We start from the raw sequence: 15,690 nt of genomic DNA on the forward strand, positions 1-15,690 counted from the left end.
CCCAACGATGCAGGAACATCATGATTGATCTGAATGGGAAAGTTGCCGTCATCACGGGGTCGAGCCGGGGCATCGGCAAGGCGATCGCAGAGGCGTATGCGAAGGCTGGAGCTTCCGTTGTGGTCTCCAGCCGCAAGGCCGATGCATGCGAGGAGGTGGCTGCCGCGCTGCGTGCTGAGGGGCATAAGGCGTTTGCCCATGCGTGTCATATCGGACGCAAGGAGGATCTGCGGGGTCTGGCAGACGCCACCGAGGCGCATTTCGGACCCATCGACATTCTCGTCTGCAACGCGGCGGTCAATCCCGTCTACGGCACCATGGGCGAGCTGAGCGACGCGGCCTTCGACAAGATCATGGACGCCAATGTGAAGGGCACATTCTGGCTGTGCAACATGGTCATCCCGCAGATGGCGCAGCGCGGCGGCGGATCTGTCATCCTGCTGTCGAGCATTGCCGGTTTGCGCGGCACCACCACTATCGGCTGCTACGGCATGTCAAAGGCGGCCGAGGCAGCTCTGGCGCGCAATCTGGCGCTGGAATGGGGGCCGTCGAATGTCCGCGTCAACGCCATCGCGCCGGGGCTGATCGCCACCGATTTCGCCAGAGCGCTGATCGAGGATCCGGAGCGGCTGGCGCGGGTCGAGAGCCGCACGCCGCTGCGTCGCATCGGCCGCCCGGAAGAAATAGCCGGCGTCGCTCTGTTCCTCGCCTCCGACCTGTCATCCTATGTCACGGGGCAGGTTCTGGTGGCTGACGGCGGCGAAATGGCGTCCTGACCATGTCATTGCTTGTCGATCCACTACCCTCTCATCGCTTCGACGAGGCAGCGCTGCAGGACTATCTTGCCGCAAACCTCCCTGAAGCCTCCGGCCCGTTCCGTATTCTGCAATTTCAGGGTGGCCAGTCCAACCCGACCTTTCTGCTGGAAGGCGAGAGCTGGCGCATGGTGCTGCGCAAGAAGCCGTCCGGGACGCTGCTGAAATCGGCCCATCAGGTGGAGCGCGAGTACCGCGTCATCAGCGCCCTGCAAGGCTCGGCTGTGCCGGTGCCGCGCAGTTTCCTGCTGTGCGAGGATGAAGGGGTCATCGGCACGCCCTTCTATCTGATGGACTATGTCGAGGGTCGTGTCTTCGATCTCCCGCATATGCCCGACAGTTCACCACATGAGCGCACCGCCTGCTATCAGGCGATGATTTCTACCATGGCCGCCCTTCACAATGTCGACTGGGCGGCGGCGGGGCTGGCCGATTTCGGCCGGCCGGGCAATTACATCGTGCGCCAGCTCGACAGATGGTCGAAGCAATATCGCGATTCTGCCGCGGGTGATGCCGATCCGCTGGTCGAGGACATCATCGTCTGGCTGGAGAAGAACCTGCCGGCGGAGGCGAGAACCACGCTGGCCCATGGCGATTTCCGGCTGGGCAATCTGGTGTTCGACCGGCACGAGCCGGTTGTGCGCGCCGTGCTCGACTGGGAGCTTTCGACGCTTGGCGATCCGCTGGGCGATCTTGCCTATTGCTGCCTGCCGTATCACCTGCCGGCAGATGGAGAAAATGCAAAGGGTCTGCTGGGGCTCGACCTGAAGGAACTTGGCATTCCCCGTGAGGAAGAATTGCTAGCCACATATGGAGCGGCGACAGGGCGAAGTGGGATCAACGACTGGACCTTCTACCTCGTCTTTTCGCTGTTTCGGCTGATCGCCATTCTGCAGGGTGTCTATGCACGCGCGCTGCAGGGCAATGCCAGCTCGGCCAATGCCATCTCCGTTGCCGGCCGCCGCAAGGTGCTGGCCAGAACCGCTGCCGACATGATAGCCGGCAAATAATCCGGGTTGCAGCCAAAAAGAAGCGCAGGAGTTCACCTCCTGCCCTTTTCCTTTGCGCCTGCCCGCTGAATTATTGCGTCAGTTCACGCACCATGTTGCGGGCGATGACGATCTGCTGGATCTGCGTCGTGCCCTCATAGATGCGGAACAGGCGCACGTCGCGATAGAAGCGCTCGATGCCGTAGTCCGCGATATAGCCGGCGCCGCCATGCACCTGCACGGCCCGGTCAGCCACCCGCCCTACCATTTCCGAGGCGAACATCTTGCAGCAGGCCGCATCGGTGGAGACGTCCTGCCCGGCATCCTTGCGGCGCGCCGTTTCCATCACCATGCACTCGGCGGCGTAGGACTCCGCACGGCTGTCGGCAAGCATCGCCTGCACGAGCTGGAATTCAGCGATCGGCTTGCCGAACTGACGCCGCTCGGCCGCATAGCGCAGGCTATCGTCGATAAGGCGTTTGGAGGCCCCCACGCATACCGCCGAAATGTGCAGGCGTCCGCGATCGAGCACTTTCATGGCCGTTTTGAAGCCCTGTCCTTCCCTGCCGCCCAGAACGGCGTCGGCCGGAATGCGGCAATCCTCGAAGATGACGTCGCAGGTATGAGCGCCCTTCTGGCCCATCTTGCGGTCGGGCGGGCCGAAGGACAGGCCGGGCGTTCCGGCCTCGACGAGAAAGGCGCTGACGCCGCGCGCATCCGTGCTGGCGGGATCGGTGCGGGCGAACACCGTGAACAGCCCGGCCACCGGCGCATTGGTGATGAAGCGCTTGGTGCCGTTCAGCACGTAGAAGTCGCCGTCGCGCCGTGCCGAGGTGCGCAGAGAGCCCGCGTCGGAACCGGCTTCCGGCTCGGTCAGCGCGAAGGATCCGACCAGTTCGCCGCTGGCCAGACGAGGCAGATATTTGCGCTTCTGCTCCTCGGTGCCGTCGATGACGATGCCCTGCGAGCCGATGCCGTTGTTGGTGCCGATCAGCGAGCGGAAGGCTGGCGAGGTGCGCCCGAGCTCAAAGGCGACGCACACCTCCTCTTCCATCGACAGGCCGAGGCCGCCATGTTCTTCCGGGATCGACAGGCCAAACAGCCCCATCTCGCGCATGGCCGTGATGATTTCGGCCGGAATGGCATCATTCTCGGCTACCTGATGTTCGAGCGGCACCAGCCGCTCGCGCACGAAGCGCCTGATCGTTTCGAGCAGCTGGTCGAGTGTTTCGCTGTCCAGAGCCATCGGGGTCTCCCGTGAGAAGTGTTTTCGGGGTCAGTGGAACCAGTCGTCGGGCATGGCCGACCATGTGTCGTCACCCGCTTCGAGCCTGTCGAACTGCGGGCTGATGCGCGGCAGTTCCCATCGCATGAAGTAGCGGCAGGCATGCAGCTTGCCGTTGAGAGCCGCCTGCCGGGGGTCGCCCGCATCCAGAAGCTTCCGGGCACAGAGTGCCTGATCGAGCCAGATCCACGCGACCACGACATGGCCCAGCGCCTCCAGATAGACCGAGGCGTTGGCGAGCACTTCGGCACGCTTGCCGTCGGCCATCTGCCGGGTGAGGTGCGCGGTTACGGCGCGCACGCGCGCCAGCGCCTCCACCAGCGCCCGGCCTTCCTCCGCCAGTGCCGGGGTGCCAATGGCGCGGTTGGCGCTTGCGGAAATGCGCGCGCACAGAAGCTCGAAGGCGCGGCCGTCGTTCATCACCACCTTGCGCCCGAGCAGGTCCATGCCCTGAATGCCGTGCGTGCCTTCGTGAATGGCGTTGAGGCGGTTTTCCCGGTAAAGCTGCTCGACCGGATATTCGCGGGTGTAGCCGTAGCCGCCATGCACCTGTATCGCCAGCGAGATGGTCTCCTGCGACCACTGGCTGGGCCAGCTCTTGACGATCGGGGTCAGGATTTCGAGCAGGTCTTCGGCGTCCTTTCGTGCAGCTTCCGAGGCTGCCGTGTGCTTGTCGTCGATCAGCGTCGCTGCAAACATGCACAGCGCTACAGCACCTTCGGCATAGGCCTTCTGGGCCAGCAGCATGCGGCGTATGTCGGCATGCTCGATGATCGGCACCTGCGGCTGCGTGGCGTCCTTCGCCTCGACCGGCCGGCCCTGCCGGCGTTCGCGCGCATAATCCAGCGCATGGCGGTAGGCGGCATAGCCGAGCGCGGCCGCGCCGCTGCCGACATTGATGCGGGCCTCGTTCATCATGTGGAACATGTAGACCAGCCCGCGGTTGGGCTCGCCGACGAGATAGCCGGTCGCACCGCCTTTTTCGCCGAAGTTCAACATGGCGGAAGTGGTGCCGCGCCAGCCCATCTTGTGGATCAGCCCGGCCAGCGCCACATCGTTGCGCTCGCCCGGCGTGCCGTCCTGATTGACCAGCGTCTTCGGCACGATGAACAGCGAGATGCCACGCACGCCGGCCGGCGCATCGGGCAGGCGCGCCAGCACGAGATGGACGATGTTCTCGCCCATCTCGTGGTCGCCGCCGGAGATGAAGATCTTGTTGCCGCAGATGCGGTAGGTGCCATCACCGGCCGGCGTCGCCGTGGTGCGCACATCGGCCAGCGAGGAGCCGGCCTGCGGCTCGGTCAGCACCATGGTGCCGAAATAGCGGCCCTCGCGCATTGGCCGCTCGAACAGCCGCTTCTGATCCGGCGTGCCGAAGGAAGCGATGATGTTGGCGGCCGCCGCCGTCAGCGAGGTGTAGCTCTTGGTGGCGATGTTGGAGGCGGCAAACAGCGCCCCGGCACCCATATGCACCGCGAACGGCAATTGCATGCCGCCGTCCTCGTAATCGGCGGTCGCGGCGGAAAAGCCGGCTTCGGCGAAATGGCGCAGCGCCTCCTTCACTTCCGGGATCACCACCGCCTTGCCATTCTCGAAACGCGGCTCGTTCTCGTCGCTCTTGCGGGCATGAGGGGCGAAGTGCTGGCCGGCCACATCCCGTGCTGTACGCAGCACGGCGGCGAAGGTTTCGCGCGAATGGTCGGCAAAGCGCGGCCGCTCCGTCAACTTCTGCACGTCGAGCAGGTCGAACAGCAGGAATTCGAGTTCATCGGCCATGACGGCCAGTGCATTTTCCTGAAGGGCCATGAAGGGTCTCGCTGGCGCACCTTGGCGCGAGTTCGGGTTCCGGGTTGTCGCGTGGGGAGAAGGGGCAGGCCGTGAAGCCTGCCCACATGATTAGCCGGCTGTCATGCGACTTCGAACAAACCCGCCGCGCCCATGCCGCCGCCCACGCACATGGTGACGACCGCATAGCGGGCGTTGCGACGCCTGCCCTCGATCAGCACATGGCCGACCTGACGCGAGCCGGTGGCGCCGTAGGGATGGCCGATGGCGATGGAGCCGCCATTGACGTTGAGCTTTTCCATCGGAATGCCGAGCGTGTCGCGGCAGTAAACGACCTGGCTGGCGAAGGCTTCGTTGAGCTCCCACAGGTCGATGTCGTCGATCGTCAGGCCGTTGCGCTCCAGAAGGCGGGGGACCGCATAGACGGGGCCGATGCCCATTTCGTCCGGCTTGCAGCCGGCGACGGCGAAGCCGCGGAAGATGCCGAGTGGTTGCAAGCCGCGCTTCTCGGCAAGCTTCGCGTCCATCACCACGCAGGCCGATGCGCCATCGGACAGCTGGCTGGCATTGCCGGCAGTGATGAATTTTTCGGGCCCTCTCACCGGCTCCAGCTTTGCAAGGCCCTCGATGGTCGTGTCTGGGCGGTTGCACTCGTCCTGATGGAGCATGACCTCCTGCTGCGACGTGGTCCCGGTCGCCTTGTCGAACACCAGCTTGGTGGTGGCGAGCGGCACGATCTCGTCGTCGAAGCGCCCGGCCTGCTGCGCGGCTGCCGTGCGCTGCTGGCTGAACAGGGCGTATTCGTCCTGAGCCTGCCGGCTTACGCCATAGCGCTCGGCGACGATGTCGGCGGTTTCGATCATCGGCAGATAGACGTCCGGCCGGTGCTTGCCGAGCCACGGCTCGATGCCGAGATGCTTGTTGACGTCGTTCTGGATGAGGCTGATCGAGTCCAGCCCGCCGGCGACCATCACCGGTACCTTGTCGACGATGATGCGCTGGGCGGCGATGGCGATGGCCTGCAGGCCAGACGAGCAGAAGCGGTTGATGCTGAGCCCGGAAACGGTATCGGGCAGTCCGGCGCGCAGGGCGCACAGCCGCGCCATGTTCTTGCCCTGCGGCCCCTCATGGAAGGTGGCGCCGAGAACGAGGTCCTCGACCTCATCCTTGTCGATGCCGGCCCGTGCCACGGCATTGCCGACGACATGCGCGCCCAGTTCGAGGCTGTGGGTGTTGTTGAACGCGCCCCGGAACGACTTGGCGAGCGGGGTGCGGGCGGTGGAAACGACGACGGCTTCGGTCATGGCAAGTGGCTCCGGCGAGGGTTACAGCGAGGCGAAGGTCTGGCCGGCTTTCGCCAGCCGCTCCAGCAGGGGCGATGGCTTCCAGTGCGGCTCGCCGGTCTTGTCATGCAGCGCCACAAGCGTGTCATGGATCTTGCCGAGACCCACCTGATCGGCCCAGAACATCGGTCCGCCGCGATAGGCGGGGAAGCCGTAGCCGTGCAGCCAGATGACGTCGATGTCGACCGCCCGCAGGGCAACGCCTTCCTCAAGGATGCGTGCACCCTCGTTGACCATGGCGTAGAGGCAGCGTTCGAGAATTTCCTGATCGTCGATCGGGCGCGGTGCAATGCCGGCTTCGCGGCGGTAATCCTCCAGTATCTTCGCCACTTCCGGATCGGGGCGTGGCGTGCGGTCGCCCTGCTCGTAGCGATAGATGCCGGCTCCGGTCTTCTGGCCATAGCGGCCGAGTTCGGCGATGCGGTCCAGCCAGTTGGGGGCGATGGCGTCCGGCGCGCCGGCCTTGCGGCGTTCCTGCCTGATACGCCAGCCGACATCCACGCCGGCAAGATCGCTCATCGCGAAATGCCCCATGGGGAAGCCGAAGCCCTTGAGCACGGCATCGACCTGCTCGGGTGCCGCACCTTCCTCGACCAGCGACATCGCCTCGCGGCCGCGCTGATGCAGCATGCGGTTGCCGACGAAGCCGTAGCAGACGCCGACCAGAACGCCGACCTTGCCGATGCGGCGGGCCACATCCATGATTGTGGCGATCACGTCGTCGCTGGTCTTTTCGCCACGGACATTTTCCAGCAGGCGCATGATGTTGGCCGGGCTGAAGAAGTGCATGCCGCACACGTCCTGCGGACGCGAGGTGGCTTCGGCGATGGCGTCGACATCGAGCGTCGAGGTGTTGGTGGCCAGGATCGCTCCCTGCTTGCAGACCCTGTCGAGCGCGGCGAAGATTTTCTTCTTCAGCTCCATATCCTCGAACACGGCCTCGATCACCAGATCGGCGTCTGACAGCGCATCGACCGATTCCGCCGGCTGCACCAGTGCAATGCGGCGCTCCGCCTCTTCGGCACTGATGCGGCCCTTTTTGGCGTTGCCCTCATAGGTGCGGCGCACATTGGCAAGGCCGGCCTGAAGGGCTTCGGGCTTGGCGTCGACCAGCGTGACGGGAATGCCGGCGCTGGCAAAGCACATGGCGATGCCGCTGCCCATGGTGCCGGCGCCGATGACGCCAACCTTTTCCACCTTGCGCAGCGGCGTTCCGGCCGGCAGCGAGGGGATCTTGGCCACTTCGCGCTCGCCGAAGAAGGCGTGGATGAGGCCGGCGCGCTGCGGCGAGGCCATGCATTCCTGAAACAGGGCGCGCTCGCGGGCGAGGCCCTCGGTGAAGGGAAACTGCACGGCTGCCTCGACGGCATCGACGCAGCGCTGTGGCGAGAACAGGTTGGGCTTTTCCTTCGCAAGCTTTGCGCGGGCGGCGGCAAACACGGCCGGATCGGTGTTGGCGATCCTGTCGGTACGGCTGCTGACGGGCGTGGCGGTCAGCTTGTCCACGCCGGTCTTTTCGATGAAATCGAGCGCGGCATCCAGAGCGATGCCGTCCGGATAGACTGCATCGACGATGCCAAGCTCAAGAGCTTCTGCCGCTTCCACCGGATTGCCGGTGACGATCATGTCCAGCGCCCGTTCCGCGCCGGTCAGGCGTGGCAGGCGCTGCGTGCCGCCGGCGCCCGGCAATAGGCCGAGCTTGACTTCGGGCAGGCCGATTTTGGTGCCGGCAAGCGCCACGCGATAGTGGCACCCCATGGGCAGTTCCAGCCCGCCGCCAAGGGCGGTTCCGTGCAGCGCGGCCACGATCGGCTTCGCGCTCCGGTCGAAAGCAGCGATGACCTCGGGAAGGGTCGGCGCCTGCGAAGGCTTGCCGAACTCGCGGATATCTGCCCCGGCGGTGAAGATGCGTCCGGCCGAGTTGAGCACGATGGCTTCGACCTGCGGGTCGCGTCCGGCTTCTTCCAGCGCGGCGACCAGTCCCACGCGCACCGCATGTCCAAGCGCGTTCACGGGCGGGCTGTCGATGGTGATGATGCCGATGCGCGCGCGGCGCTCGAAACTGACCGGATTATCCATGGCTGTGCACCTTCTCCCTGTGGCTTCAGACGGTTCTATAGAAACGAACCGGCTTCTCGTCAATATTGCGGAATTTAATTCCGCATTGTGGAATATGAGCCGGGAGCGGTCTTTCTTATCGCTGGAATTCCGCGCTGGTTTCGGCCATTCAGCGCACTTTACTTACCTTATGGTAATTTTACCATCCAAAAGTAAAATAATATGGAAGTTGCTCTCCCGACACAAATGAAGGTACCGGAAGACGGTGCCCGTTATGGGCCAGCGGCCGAATTCCATTGCGCTTCGGCTTGCGCGATGATCGGTTCTCGACCAAGAATTCGGCATGGGAACAGATCGCATGCCGGGTGGCCTCGACGCTGCCGACCAGGGGGCCGACCAGGGAGAATGGGATTACATCGTTGTCGGTGCCGGTTCGGCCGGCTGCGTGCTCGCCAACCGGCTGAGCGTGGATCCGAAAAACCGGGTGCTGCTGCTGGAGGCGGGCGGCAGCGACAATTACCATTGGGTGCATATCCCGGTCGGCTATCTCTACTGCATCGGCAATCCGCGCACCGACTGGTGCTATCGCACGGCAGAAGAGGCGGGCCTCAACGGCCGCTCGCTGCTCTACCCGCGCGGCAAGGTTCTCGGCGGCTGTTCCTCCATCAATGGCATGATCTACATGCGCGGACAGGCGCGCGACTACGACCGCTGGCGCCAGATGGGCAATCCCGGCTGGGGCTGGGACGACGTGCTGCCGCTGTTTCGCCGCTCGGAGGATCACTATCTCCACGACAATGCAAGCCATGGCCGTGGCGGGCCGCTGCGCGTCGAGCGCCAGCGTCTGAGCTGGCCGATCCTCGATGCGGTGACTGAAGCCGCCGCCGAACTCGGTATTCCGGCAAGCGAGGATTTCAATGCCGGCGACAATGAGGGCGCCGGCTATTTCGAGGTCAACCAGAAGAACGGCGTGCGCTTCAGTGCCGCCCGCGCCTTCCTGAAACCCATCCGCAATCGGCCCAATCTGCGCATCGTCACCCATGCAGCCGCCGAGCGCATCCTCTTCGATGGCAAGAAGGCAACGGCGCTCCTCTATCGGGGGCGGGACGGACGGCTTTGCAGCGCCCGCATCGGGCGCGAGCTGCTTCTGTCGGCAGGCGCGATCAACTCGCCGCAGCTTCTGCAACTGTCCGGTGTCGGGCCGGCCGGCCTGCTGAAGGCCAACGGCATCGAGGTGCGTCACGAGATGGCAGGTGTCGGCGAGAATCTGCAGGACCATCTGCAGATCCGCACCGCCTTCCGCATCGAGGGCGCGCGCACGCTGAACGAACGGCAGGCGAGCCTGTGGGGCAAGGCCGGCATCGCGCTGGAATATGCGCTGAAGCGCTCGGGACCGATGGCGATGGCCCCCAGCCAGTACGGCATCTTCATGCGCTCCGATCCGCGCTTCGACACGCCCAACATCGAATTCCACATCCAGCCGCTGTCGCTGGAAACCTTCGGCGAGCCGCTGCACGATTTCCCGGCGGTCACAGTTTCGGTGTGCAATCTGCGCCCGGAATCACGCGGCCATGTGCGCATCAGTTCCGCCGATCCGCGCCAGCCGCCGCGGATCGCACCGAACTATCTGTCCACCGATGGCGACCGCGAAGTGGCGGTGCAATGCGTGCAACAGGCGCGAAGGCTGATGGCGACGAAACGTATGAGCGAATTCCGACCGCAAGAGTTCAAGCCCGGCGCGCATATCTCGACGCCGGAGGAGCTGTGGCGCGCCGCCGGCGACATCGCCACCACCATCTTCCATCCGGTCGGCACGGCGCGCATGGGCAGCGATGACGATGCCGTGGTCGATCCGCAACTGAAGGTGCGCGGACTGGAACGGCTGCGCGTCGTGGATGCCTCGATCATGCCCACCATCGTTTCCGGCAACACCCATGCGCCAACGGTGATGATCGCCGAAAAGGCGTCCGACATGATCCTCGCGGCCCGCTAGAGCAGCGGGCGTTCTGACGAACGCAACCCCGCTGCTCCAGCTTGTTTTCTCCCGCCGCATTTGTGCGATGTCAGACGCTTCCGTCCGACTGAAAAATGCTCTGAAAGCAATTCGGCCGGCAGCGGTGAAGCGCTGCCGGCCGAACTGTTTCTCGCAGCGTGTCGCGGATCAGTCGAAGCCGCCCTGATCGGCATGGTCGCGCTTGCCCATCAGGATCTCGCGCTTGCCGACGTGGTTGGGCGCACCGACCAGCCCTTCCTTTTCCATGCGTTCGACCAGCGAGGCGGCGCGGTTGTAGCCGACGCCGAGGCGGCGCTGGATGTAGGAGGTGGAGCACTTCTTGTCGCGCATCACCACCTTCACCGCCTCTTCGAACAGGCTGTCGCCATCTTCCGCGCCCATGGCGCTCTTGTCGAAGACGGCGCCCTCGTCGACCTCGGGCTCTTCCTCGTCTTCGTCGGCGGTCACCGTCTCCAGATATTCGGGACGGCCCTGCGTCTTCAGATGCGCCACGACCTGCTCCACCTCGTCGTCGGAGACGAAGGGGCCGTGCACGCGCGCGATGCGCCCGCCGCCGGCCATGTGCAGCATGTCGCCCTGTCCGAGCAGCTGCTCCGCACCCTGTTCGCCGAGAATGGTGCGGCTGTCGATCTTCGAGGTGACCTGGAAGGAGATACGGGTCGGGAAGTTCGCCTTGATGGTGCCGGTGATGACGTCCACCGACGGCCGCTGGGTGGCCATGATCAGGTGGATGCCGGCGGCGCGCGCCATCTGGGCGAGACGCTGGATCGCGCCTTCGATCTCCTTGCCGGCGACCATCATCAGGTCGGCCATCTCGTCGACGATGACGACGATATAGGGCATCGGCGACAGGTCGATCTCCTGCTCCTCGAAGGTCGGTTCGCCCGTGCCCTTCTCGAAGCCTGTCTGCACCTGCATGACCACGCTTTCGCCCTTGTCGCGGGCGGCGGCGGCGCGCTGGTTGTAGCCGTCGATGTTGCGCACGCCGAGCTTCGCCATCTTGCGATAGCGGTCTTCCATCTCGCGCACGGCCCATTTCAGCGCCGTGACTGCCTTCTTGGGATCGGTCACGACGGGGGTCAGCAGATGCGGGATGCCATCATAGACCGACAGTTCCAGCATCTTGGGATCGACCATGATGAGGCGGCATTCCTCCGGCTTCAGCCGGTAGAGCAGCGACAGGATCATGGTGTTGATGGCCACTGACTTGCCCGAGCCGGTGGTGCCGGCGACCAGCAGATGCGGCATCTTGGCAAGCTCGGCGATCACCGGTTCCCCGCCGATGGTCTTGCCGAGGCAGACCGCCAGCTTGGCGCTGCTCTCGCGAAAACTTTCCGATTCGATCATCTCGCGGAAATAGACCGTCTCGCGGGTTTCGTTGGGCAGCTCGATGCCGATCACGTTGCGGCCGGGAACCACGGCGACGCGCGCGGAAATGGCCGACATCGAACGCGCGATGTCCTCGGCGAGATTGATCACGCGGGAAGATTTCACGCCCGGCGCAGGCTCGAATTCATACAGCGTGACGACCGGGCCGGGGCGGACGTGGATGATCTCGCCGCGCACGCCGAAATCCTCCAGCACGCTTTCGAGAAGATCGGCATTCTGCTCCAGACGCTCCTGCGACATGTAGAAGCCCTGACCCTCGGGCGCTTCCTGCAGCAGATCCTCGGAAGGGAACTCATAGACATCGCCGGAGATTGCCTGCGTCACGCGCCCGGCCATCGGCAGCGTCGGTGCGCGCGGGGCCGGCATGGTGATCTCGACCGAGCGCGGCGTGCGGGCAGGCGCTTCCTGCACCGATGCCGCGGGCTGCGGGGCAGCCGTCGCGACGGGCTCTGACGCCGCTTCGGCCGGCGATGCGGGTGCCGCTTCCACAGTAATGGGAGCCACGGCGGCGGGCTCAGCGGACACAGCCACGGGGGCAGGGGCCGCAACCTGTTCCGCCGGTGCTTCGGCCGGCTGGAACTGAACGTTGAACGTGTTGGCCGTCACCGCACATTCGATCACCCGATAAAGCGTGGTGATGTCGGCATTGCGCAGCGCGGAAGCGGTGATGTGGGCACGTTCGGGCTGCTGTCTGCGCGCCATCGGTGTGAACGGTGCAGCAGATGCGGTGGCTGGTGCAGCCGCGTGGGGTCTTGCCGTGCCGCCGGTGCTTTCGCCCGCGGGGAATTCAGCCGCGAACTCAAAGAAGGCGTGGTCGGACAGATGGGTCCAGACACTGGCCTGTGTGGGTTCCGGCTCAGTCCGCGTCTGCGGCTCCACTGCGACCGGGCGCGGCGCTGGGGCCATTTCCGGAATCGGCTCGACGATCCGACCGGCGGCCACGGCCTGACGGGTGTTCACGGCAGGTGTCGCAGCGGCAGGTTGCGGTGCGGGCCGGGCCTCCGCCGTGTTGGCTTCAGTGTGCGTGCGGTCCTCGTCATCGCGAATCTTCCGGATTTCGCGATCCGGCGTGCGGGTGAAGCGCACATTGGGGGCGAGGAAGAAATAGTTCTGATAGGTGGGGCGGGCGAATTCGCCATCGGCTGCGCCGAAGGTCGGGAACACCTCTCCATTGCCGCGCGCCTGAACGTAGCTGGTGCCAGTGCCTTGCAGATTGCTCATGCGCGGCGCCTGCGGCTGGGGGGCGGCCTGCTGATATGCGGGCGCGCGCTGTTCCTGCCGAACGGGCTGCGGATCTTCATCCTGCGAAACCATGTTCGAAAAGTTAGCCCGGGATAGACGCATGGATGACATTTCAAGACTCGCCGATTGACTGCACCCCAAGCAATAGGAACCGATGGTTAACAGGTCCTTCCTGAGAGGCGTGCAGTCGCAAAATATCGACGGTCCGGATGGTCAGAGCGTCCCGATTGGGGACATGCTGCCACAAAAGGCAGACGAGGCGGGCCAGGCAGGCCCGCCTCGCCGTCGGCAAGTTCGGAAAAGATTGACGTTGCGATGATCAGGCGGGATGCCGTTGCTGCATCCCGTCAGGGTCAGCCAAGCGCGACGCGATGGATGGTCTGGCGGTCGAAATTCGCACCGCACAGCAGCACCACGCTGGTCTGGCCGGCGCAGCGTTCAGCCACCTTGCTGAAGCCTGCCAGCGCCAGTGCCGCCGAGCCTTCGACCAGCATGTTTTCTTCCTGTGCCGTGACGCGCAGCGCCGCCGCGATCTCGTCCTCCGAGCAGGCTACGACCTCATCCACCACGGCTGTCGCCATAGGCAGGGTAAGCGTGTCGTCGTCGATACCACCGGCAACCGCGTCGGCCAGCGTGTCGAGATGCTCGCATTCGACCACGCGTCCGGCCGCCATCGACAGGGCAAGCGCCTGCGAATGGGTGGCTGCCACGCCCCACACGCGGGTGCGTGGGCTGAAGGCCTTCAGCACCGCGCCGATGCCGCTGATCAGGCCGCCGCCGCCCATGGCGATGAAGACGTTGTCGACGCCGGCGCATTGTTCGAGCAGCTCGATGCCGATCGTGCCCTGGCCGGCGATGACGTCGGCGTCATTGTAGGGCGAGATGTAGCGCCAGCCCTTTTCTGCGGCCAGCTTCTGGGCATGCAGTTCCGCAAGGCCGGTCTCGGCGCCATGCAGGATGACCTCGACGCCGTAGGAGCGGATCTTTTCCAGCTTGGACGGCACCACCGATTCCGGCAGCACCACCACGAGATCCTGACCGAGCGAGCGGGCGGCGCGCGATGAGCCGATGCCGTGATTGCCGGAGGAGGCGGTGACCAGCTTCTGGCCGGGTGCGGCGGCGGTCATCACCGAGGCGGCGCCACGGATCTTGAATGAGCCTGTCAGCTGGAAATTCTCCGCCTTGAACAGAAGCTGTGTGCCTTCGGGGCCATAGCTGCCGCGTGCCGGAATCAGCGGGGTGCGGTAGACGTGGTCGCGGATGCGGGCGCGCGCCTGCATGGATCGCGCCGCCGAGGCGAAAACGATGTCGGTCATTGCAATGGTCCTTCAGTGTGTCCGCGGCCCGATCTGACGGAGAAATTCGCGGGTGCGGTTGTGTTGCGGATGATCGAAGAAGGCATCGGGAGCCGCCTCCTCAAGGATCACGCCGCCATCCATGAACACGATGCGGTCGGCCACGTTGCGGGCAAAGCCCATTTCGTGGGTTACGACGATCATGGTCAGTCCTTCGCGCGAGAGGGCGGTCATCACGTCCAGCACCTCCTGCACCATTTCCGGATCGAGGGCCGAGGTGGGTTCGTCGAACAGCATCACCTTCGGCTTCATGCACAGCGCGCGTGCGATGGCGACGCGCTGCTGCTGCCCGCCCGACAGTTCGCGCGGATAGGATTTCGCCTTGGCGCCGAGCTGCATGCGCTCCAGCATCGCCATGGCCTGTATTTCGGCTTCCGCGCGCGGCGTCCTGCGCACCCGGCGCATGGCGAGGGTGAGATTGTCGAGCACGTTCATGTGCGGAAACAGGTTGAACTGCTGGAACACCATGCCGACATCGCCGCCGAGTTCCAGCACGTTGGAGCAATCTGGCTTCAGCACGTGCCCGGCGATCTCGATGTCGCCGGCGCTGCGCTGTTCCAGCCCGTTGATGCAGCGCACCAGCGTCGACTTGCCCGAGCCGGACGGGCCGCACAGCACGATGCGCTCGCCCTTGGCGACGTCGAGGCTGATGCCGTCCAGCACCTTTGTCTGCCCGTAATATTTGACGAGGTTGCGGACCTTGATCATGCGCTGGCCTCCGGTGCGGGGGTGCGTGTGCCGGTTATGCCGTAGCGGCGTTCGAGCAGGCGGAAGAGGAAGGTGAAGGCGAAGCCGATGGCGAGATAGAGAATGCCGGCGGTGATGAACACCTCGAACGGCGCGAAGGTGCGCGCGGTAAATGCCCGCGCCACGCCGGTGATCTCCATGATGGTGACAGCACTTGCCAGCGACGAGGACTTCAGAACCAGAATGATTTCATTGCCGATATTGGGCAGAAGTTCCCGGTAGACCTGCGGCAGCAGCACGTCGGTAAAGCGGTGCCGGCGTGAAATGCCGAGCGAAATGCAGGCCTCGCTCTGGCCCTTGGGCACGCGGCGGAGCGCGCCGGCAACGACTTCGGCCATGTAGGCGGCCGAATTCAGGCTGATGGCGATGATGCCGCAATAGAGCGGCTCACGCAGGATCGGCCACAGAATGCTGTTGCGGATCGCCGGAATCTGGCCGAGCCCGTAATAGATGATGAAGAGCTGCACCAGGAGCGGGCTGCCGCGGATGAGAAATGTGTAGATGGCGGCCGGCCAGCGCAGCAGCGGCGAGCTGGCCTGACGCGCAAGCCCCAGCGGCAGGGCGAGGAGCTGGCCGAGCAGGAAAGAGGCGATCGTTATGATCAGGGTGAGCTGCAGCCCCTGCAGGACGACCGGCGCGGCCTTGATGAAAATATCCGGCGACATCGT

The 15,690-nt window shown here is 64.8% G+C and carries 11 protein-coding genes; 3 read left to right on the top strand and 8 right to left on the bottom strand.

Going from position 1 to position 15,690, the window contains the following annotated elements; all coding sequences use genetic code 11:
- Positions 1–20: 20 nt before the first annotated feature.
- Together HNR59_RS03735 and HNR59_RS03740 are read left to right on the top strand one after the other, a co-directional pair.
- Complete coding sequence (locus HNR59_RS03735) at positions 21–776, top strand: SDR family NAD(P)-dependent oxidoreductase (RefSeq protein WP_183826154.1); 756 nt, start codon at positions 21–23, stop codon at positions 774–776.
- A 2-nt stretch (positions 777–778) separates the two neighbouring features.
- Positions 779–1,825, top strand: coding sequence for a phosphotransferase (locus HNR59_RS03740; protein WP_183826157.1), 1,047 nt, complete (start codon positions 779–781; stop codon positions 1,823–1,825).
- Between the two features lie 70 nt (positions 1,826–1,895).
- Here the strand turns inward: HNR59_RS03740 and HNR59_RS03745 are convergent, their stop codons facing one another.
- From HNR59_RS03745 to HNR59_RS03760, 4 genes are all read right to left on the bottom strand, one after another.
- Entirely contained in the window at positions 1,896–3,050 is a 1,155-nt protein-coding gene (locus tag HNR59_RS03745; RefSeq protein WP_183826160.1) for an acyl-CoA dehydrogenase family protein, read from the bottom strand.
- A 30-nt stretch (positions 3,051–3,080) separates the two neighbouring features.
- Entirely contained in the window at positions 3,081–4,895 is a 1,815-nt protein-coding gene (locus HNR59_RS03750) for an acyl-CoA dehydrogenase family protein (protein ID WP_183826163.1), read from the bottom strand.
- A gap of 101 nt (positions 4,896–4,996) precedes the next feature.
- Positions 4,997–6,178 (bottom strand): acetyl-CoA C-acyltransferase, encoded by a 1,182-nt coding sequence (locus HNR59_RS03755; RefSeq protein WP_183826167.1) that lies wholly within the window; start codon positions 6,176–6,178, stop codon positions 4,997–4,999.
- Between the two features lie 21 nt (positions 6,179–6,199).
- The gene (locus tag HNR59_RS03760; RefSeq protein ID WP_183826169.1) at positions 6,200–8,296 is read right to left on the bottom strand and encodes a 3-hydroxyacyl-CoA dehydrogenase NAD-binding domain-containing protein; all 2,097 of its coding nucleotides are present in this window, start codon (positions 8,294–8,296) and stop codon (positions 6,200–6,202) included.
- 322 nt (positions 8,297–8,618) lie between these two features.
- Here HNR59_RS03760 and HNR59_RS03765 point away from each other — a divergent pair, with 322 nt between their 5' ends.
- Positions 8,619–10,268 (top strand): GMC family oxidoreductase, encoded by a 1,650-nt coding sequence (locus HNR59_RS03765; RefSeq protein WP_425488618.1) that lies wholly within the window; start codon positions 8,619–8,621, stop codon positions 10,266–10,268.
- A 168-nt stretch (positions 10,269–10,436) separates the two neighbouring features.
- Here HNR59_RS03765 and HNR59_RS03770 read toward each other — a convergent pair whose 3' ends face one another.
- The 4 genes from HNR59_RS03770 to HNR59_RS03785 form a co-directional block, all read right to left on the bottom strand.
- Positions 10,437–12,899 carry a DNA translocase FtsK gene (locus tag HNR59_RS03770; protein WP_183826172.1) on the bottom strand — a complete coding sequence of 821 codons (2,463 nt, stop codon included), beginning with the start codon at positions 12,897–12,899 and terminating at the stop codon, positions 10,437–10,439.
- 374 nt (positions 12,900–13,273) lie between these two features.
- On the bottom strand, positions 13,274–14,236 hold the full coding sequence (locus HNR59_RS03775) for a threonine ammonia-lyase (RefSeq protein ID WP_183826175.1): 963 nt from the start codon (positions 14,234–14,236) through the stop codon (positions 13,274–13,276).
- 12 nt (positions 14,237–14,248) lie between these two features.
- Positions 14,249–14,983: an amino acid ABC transporter ATP-binding protein gene (locus HNR59_RS03780; RefSeq protein ID WP_183826178.1), complete on the bottom strand. Its 735-nt coding sequence runs from the start codon at positions 14,981–14,983 to the stop codon at positions 14,249–14,251.
- Positions 14,980–15,687 carry an ABC transporter permease gene (locus HNR59_RS03785; protein WP_183826181.1) on the bottom strand — a complete coding sequence of 236 codons (708 nt, stop codon included), beginning with the start codon at positions 15,685–15,687 and terminating at the stop codon, positions 14,980–14,982. Before HNR59_RS03785 ends, HNR59_RS03780 begins: the two co-directional genes overlap by 4 nt.
- Between the last annotated feature and the right edge of the window lie 3 nt (positions 15,688–15,690).

Source organism: Aquamicrobium lusatiense, from assembly GCF_014201615.1.
GTDB lineage: Bacteria > Pseudomonadota > Alphaproteobacteria > Rhizobiales > Rhizobiaceae > Mesorhizobium > Mesorhizobium lusatiense.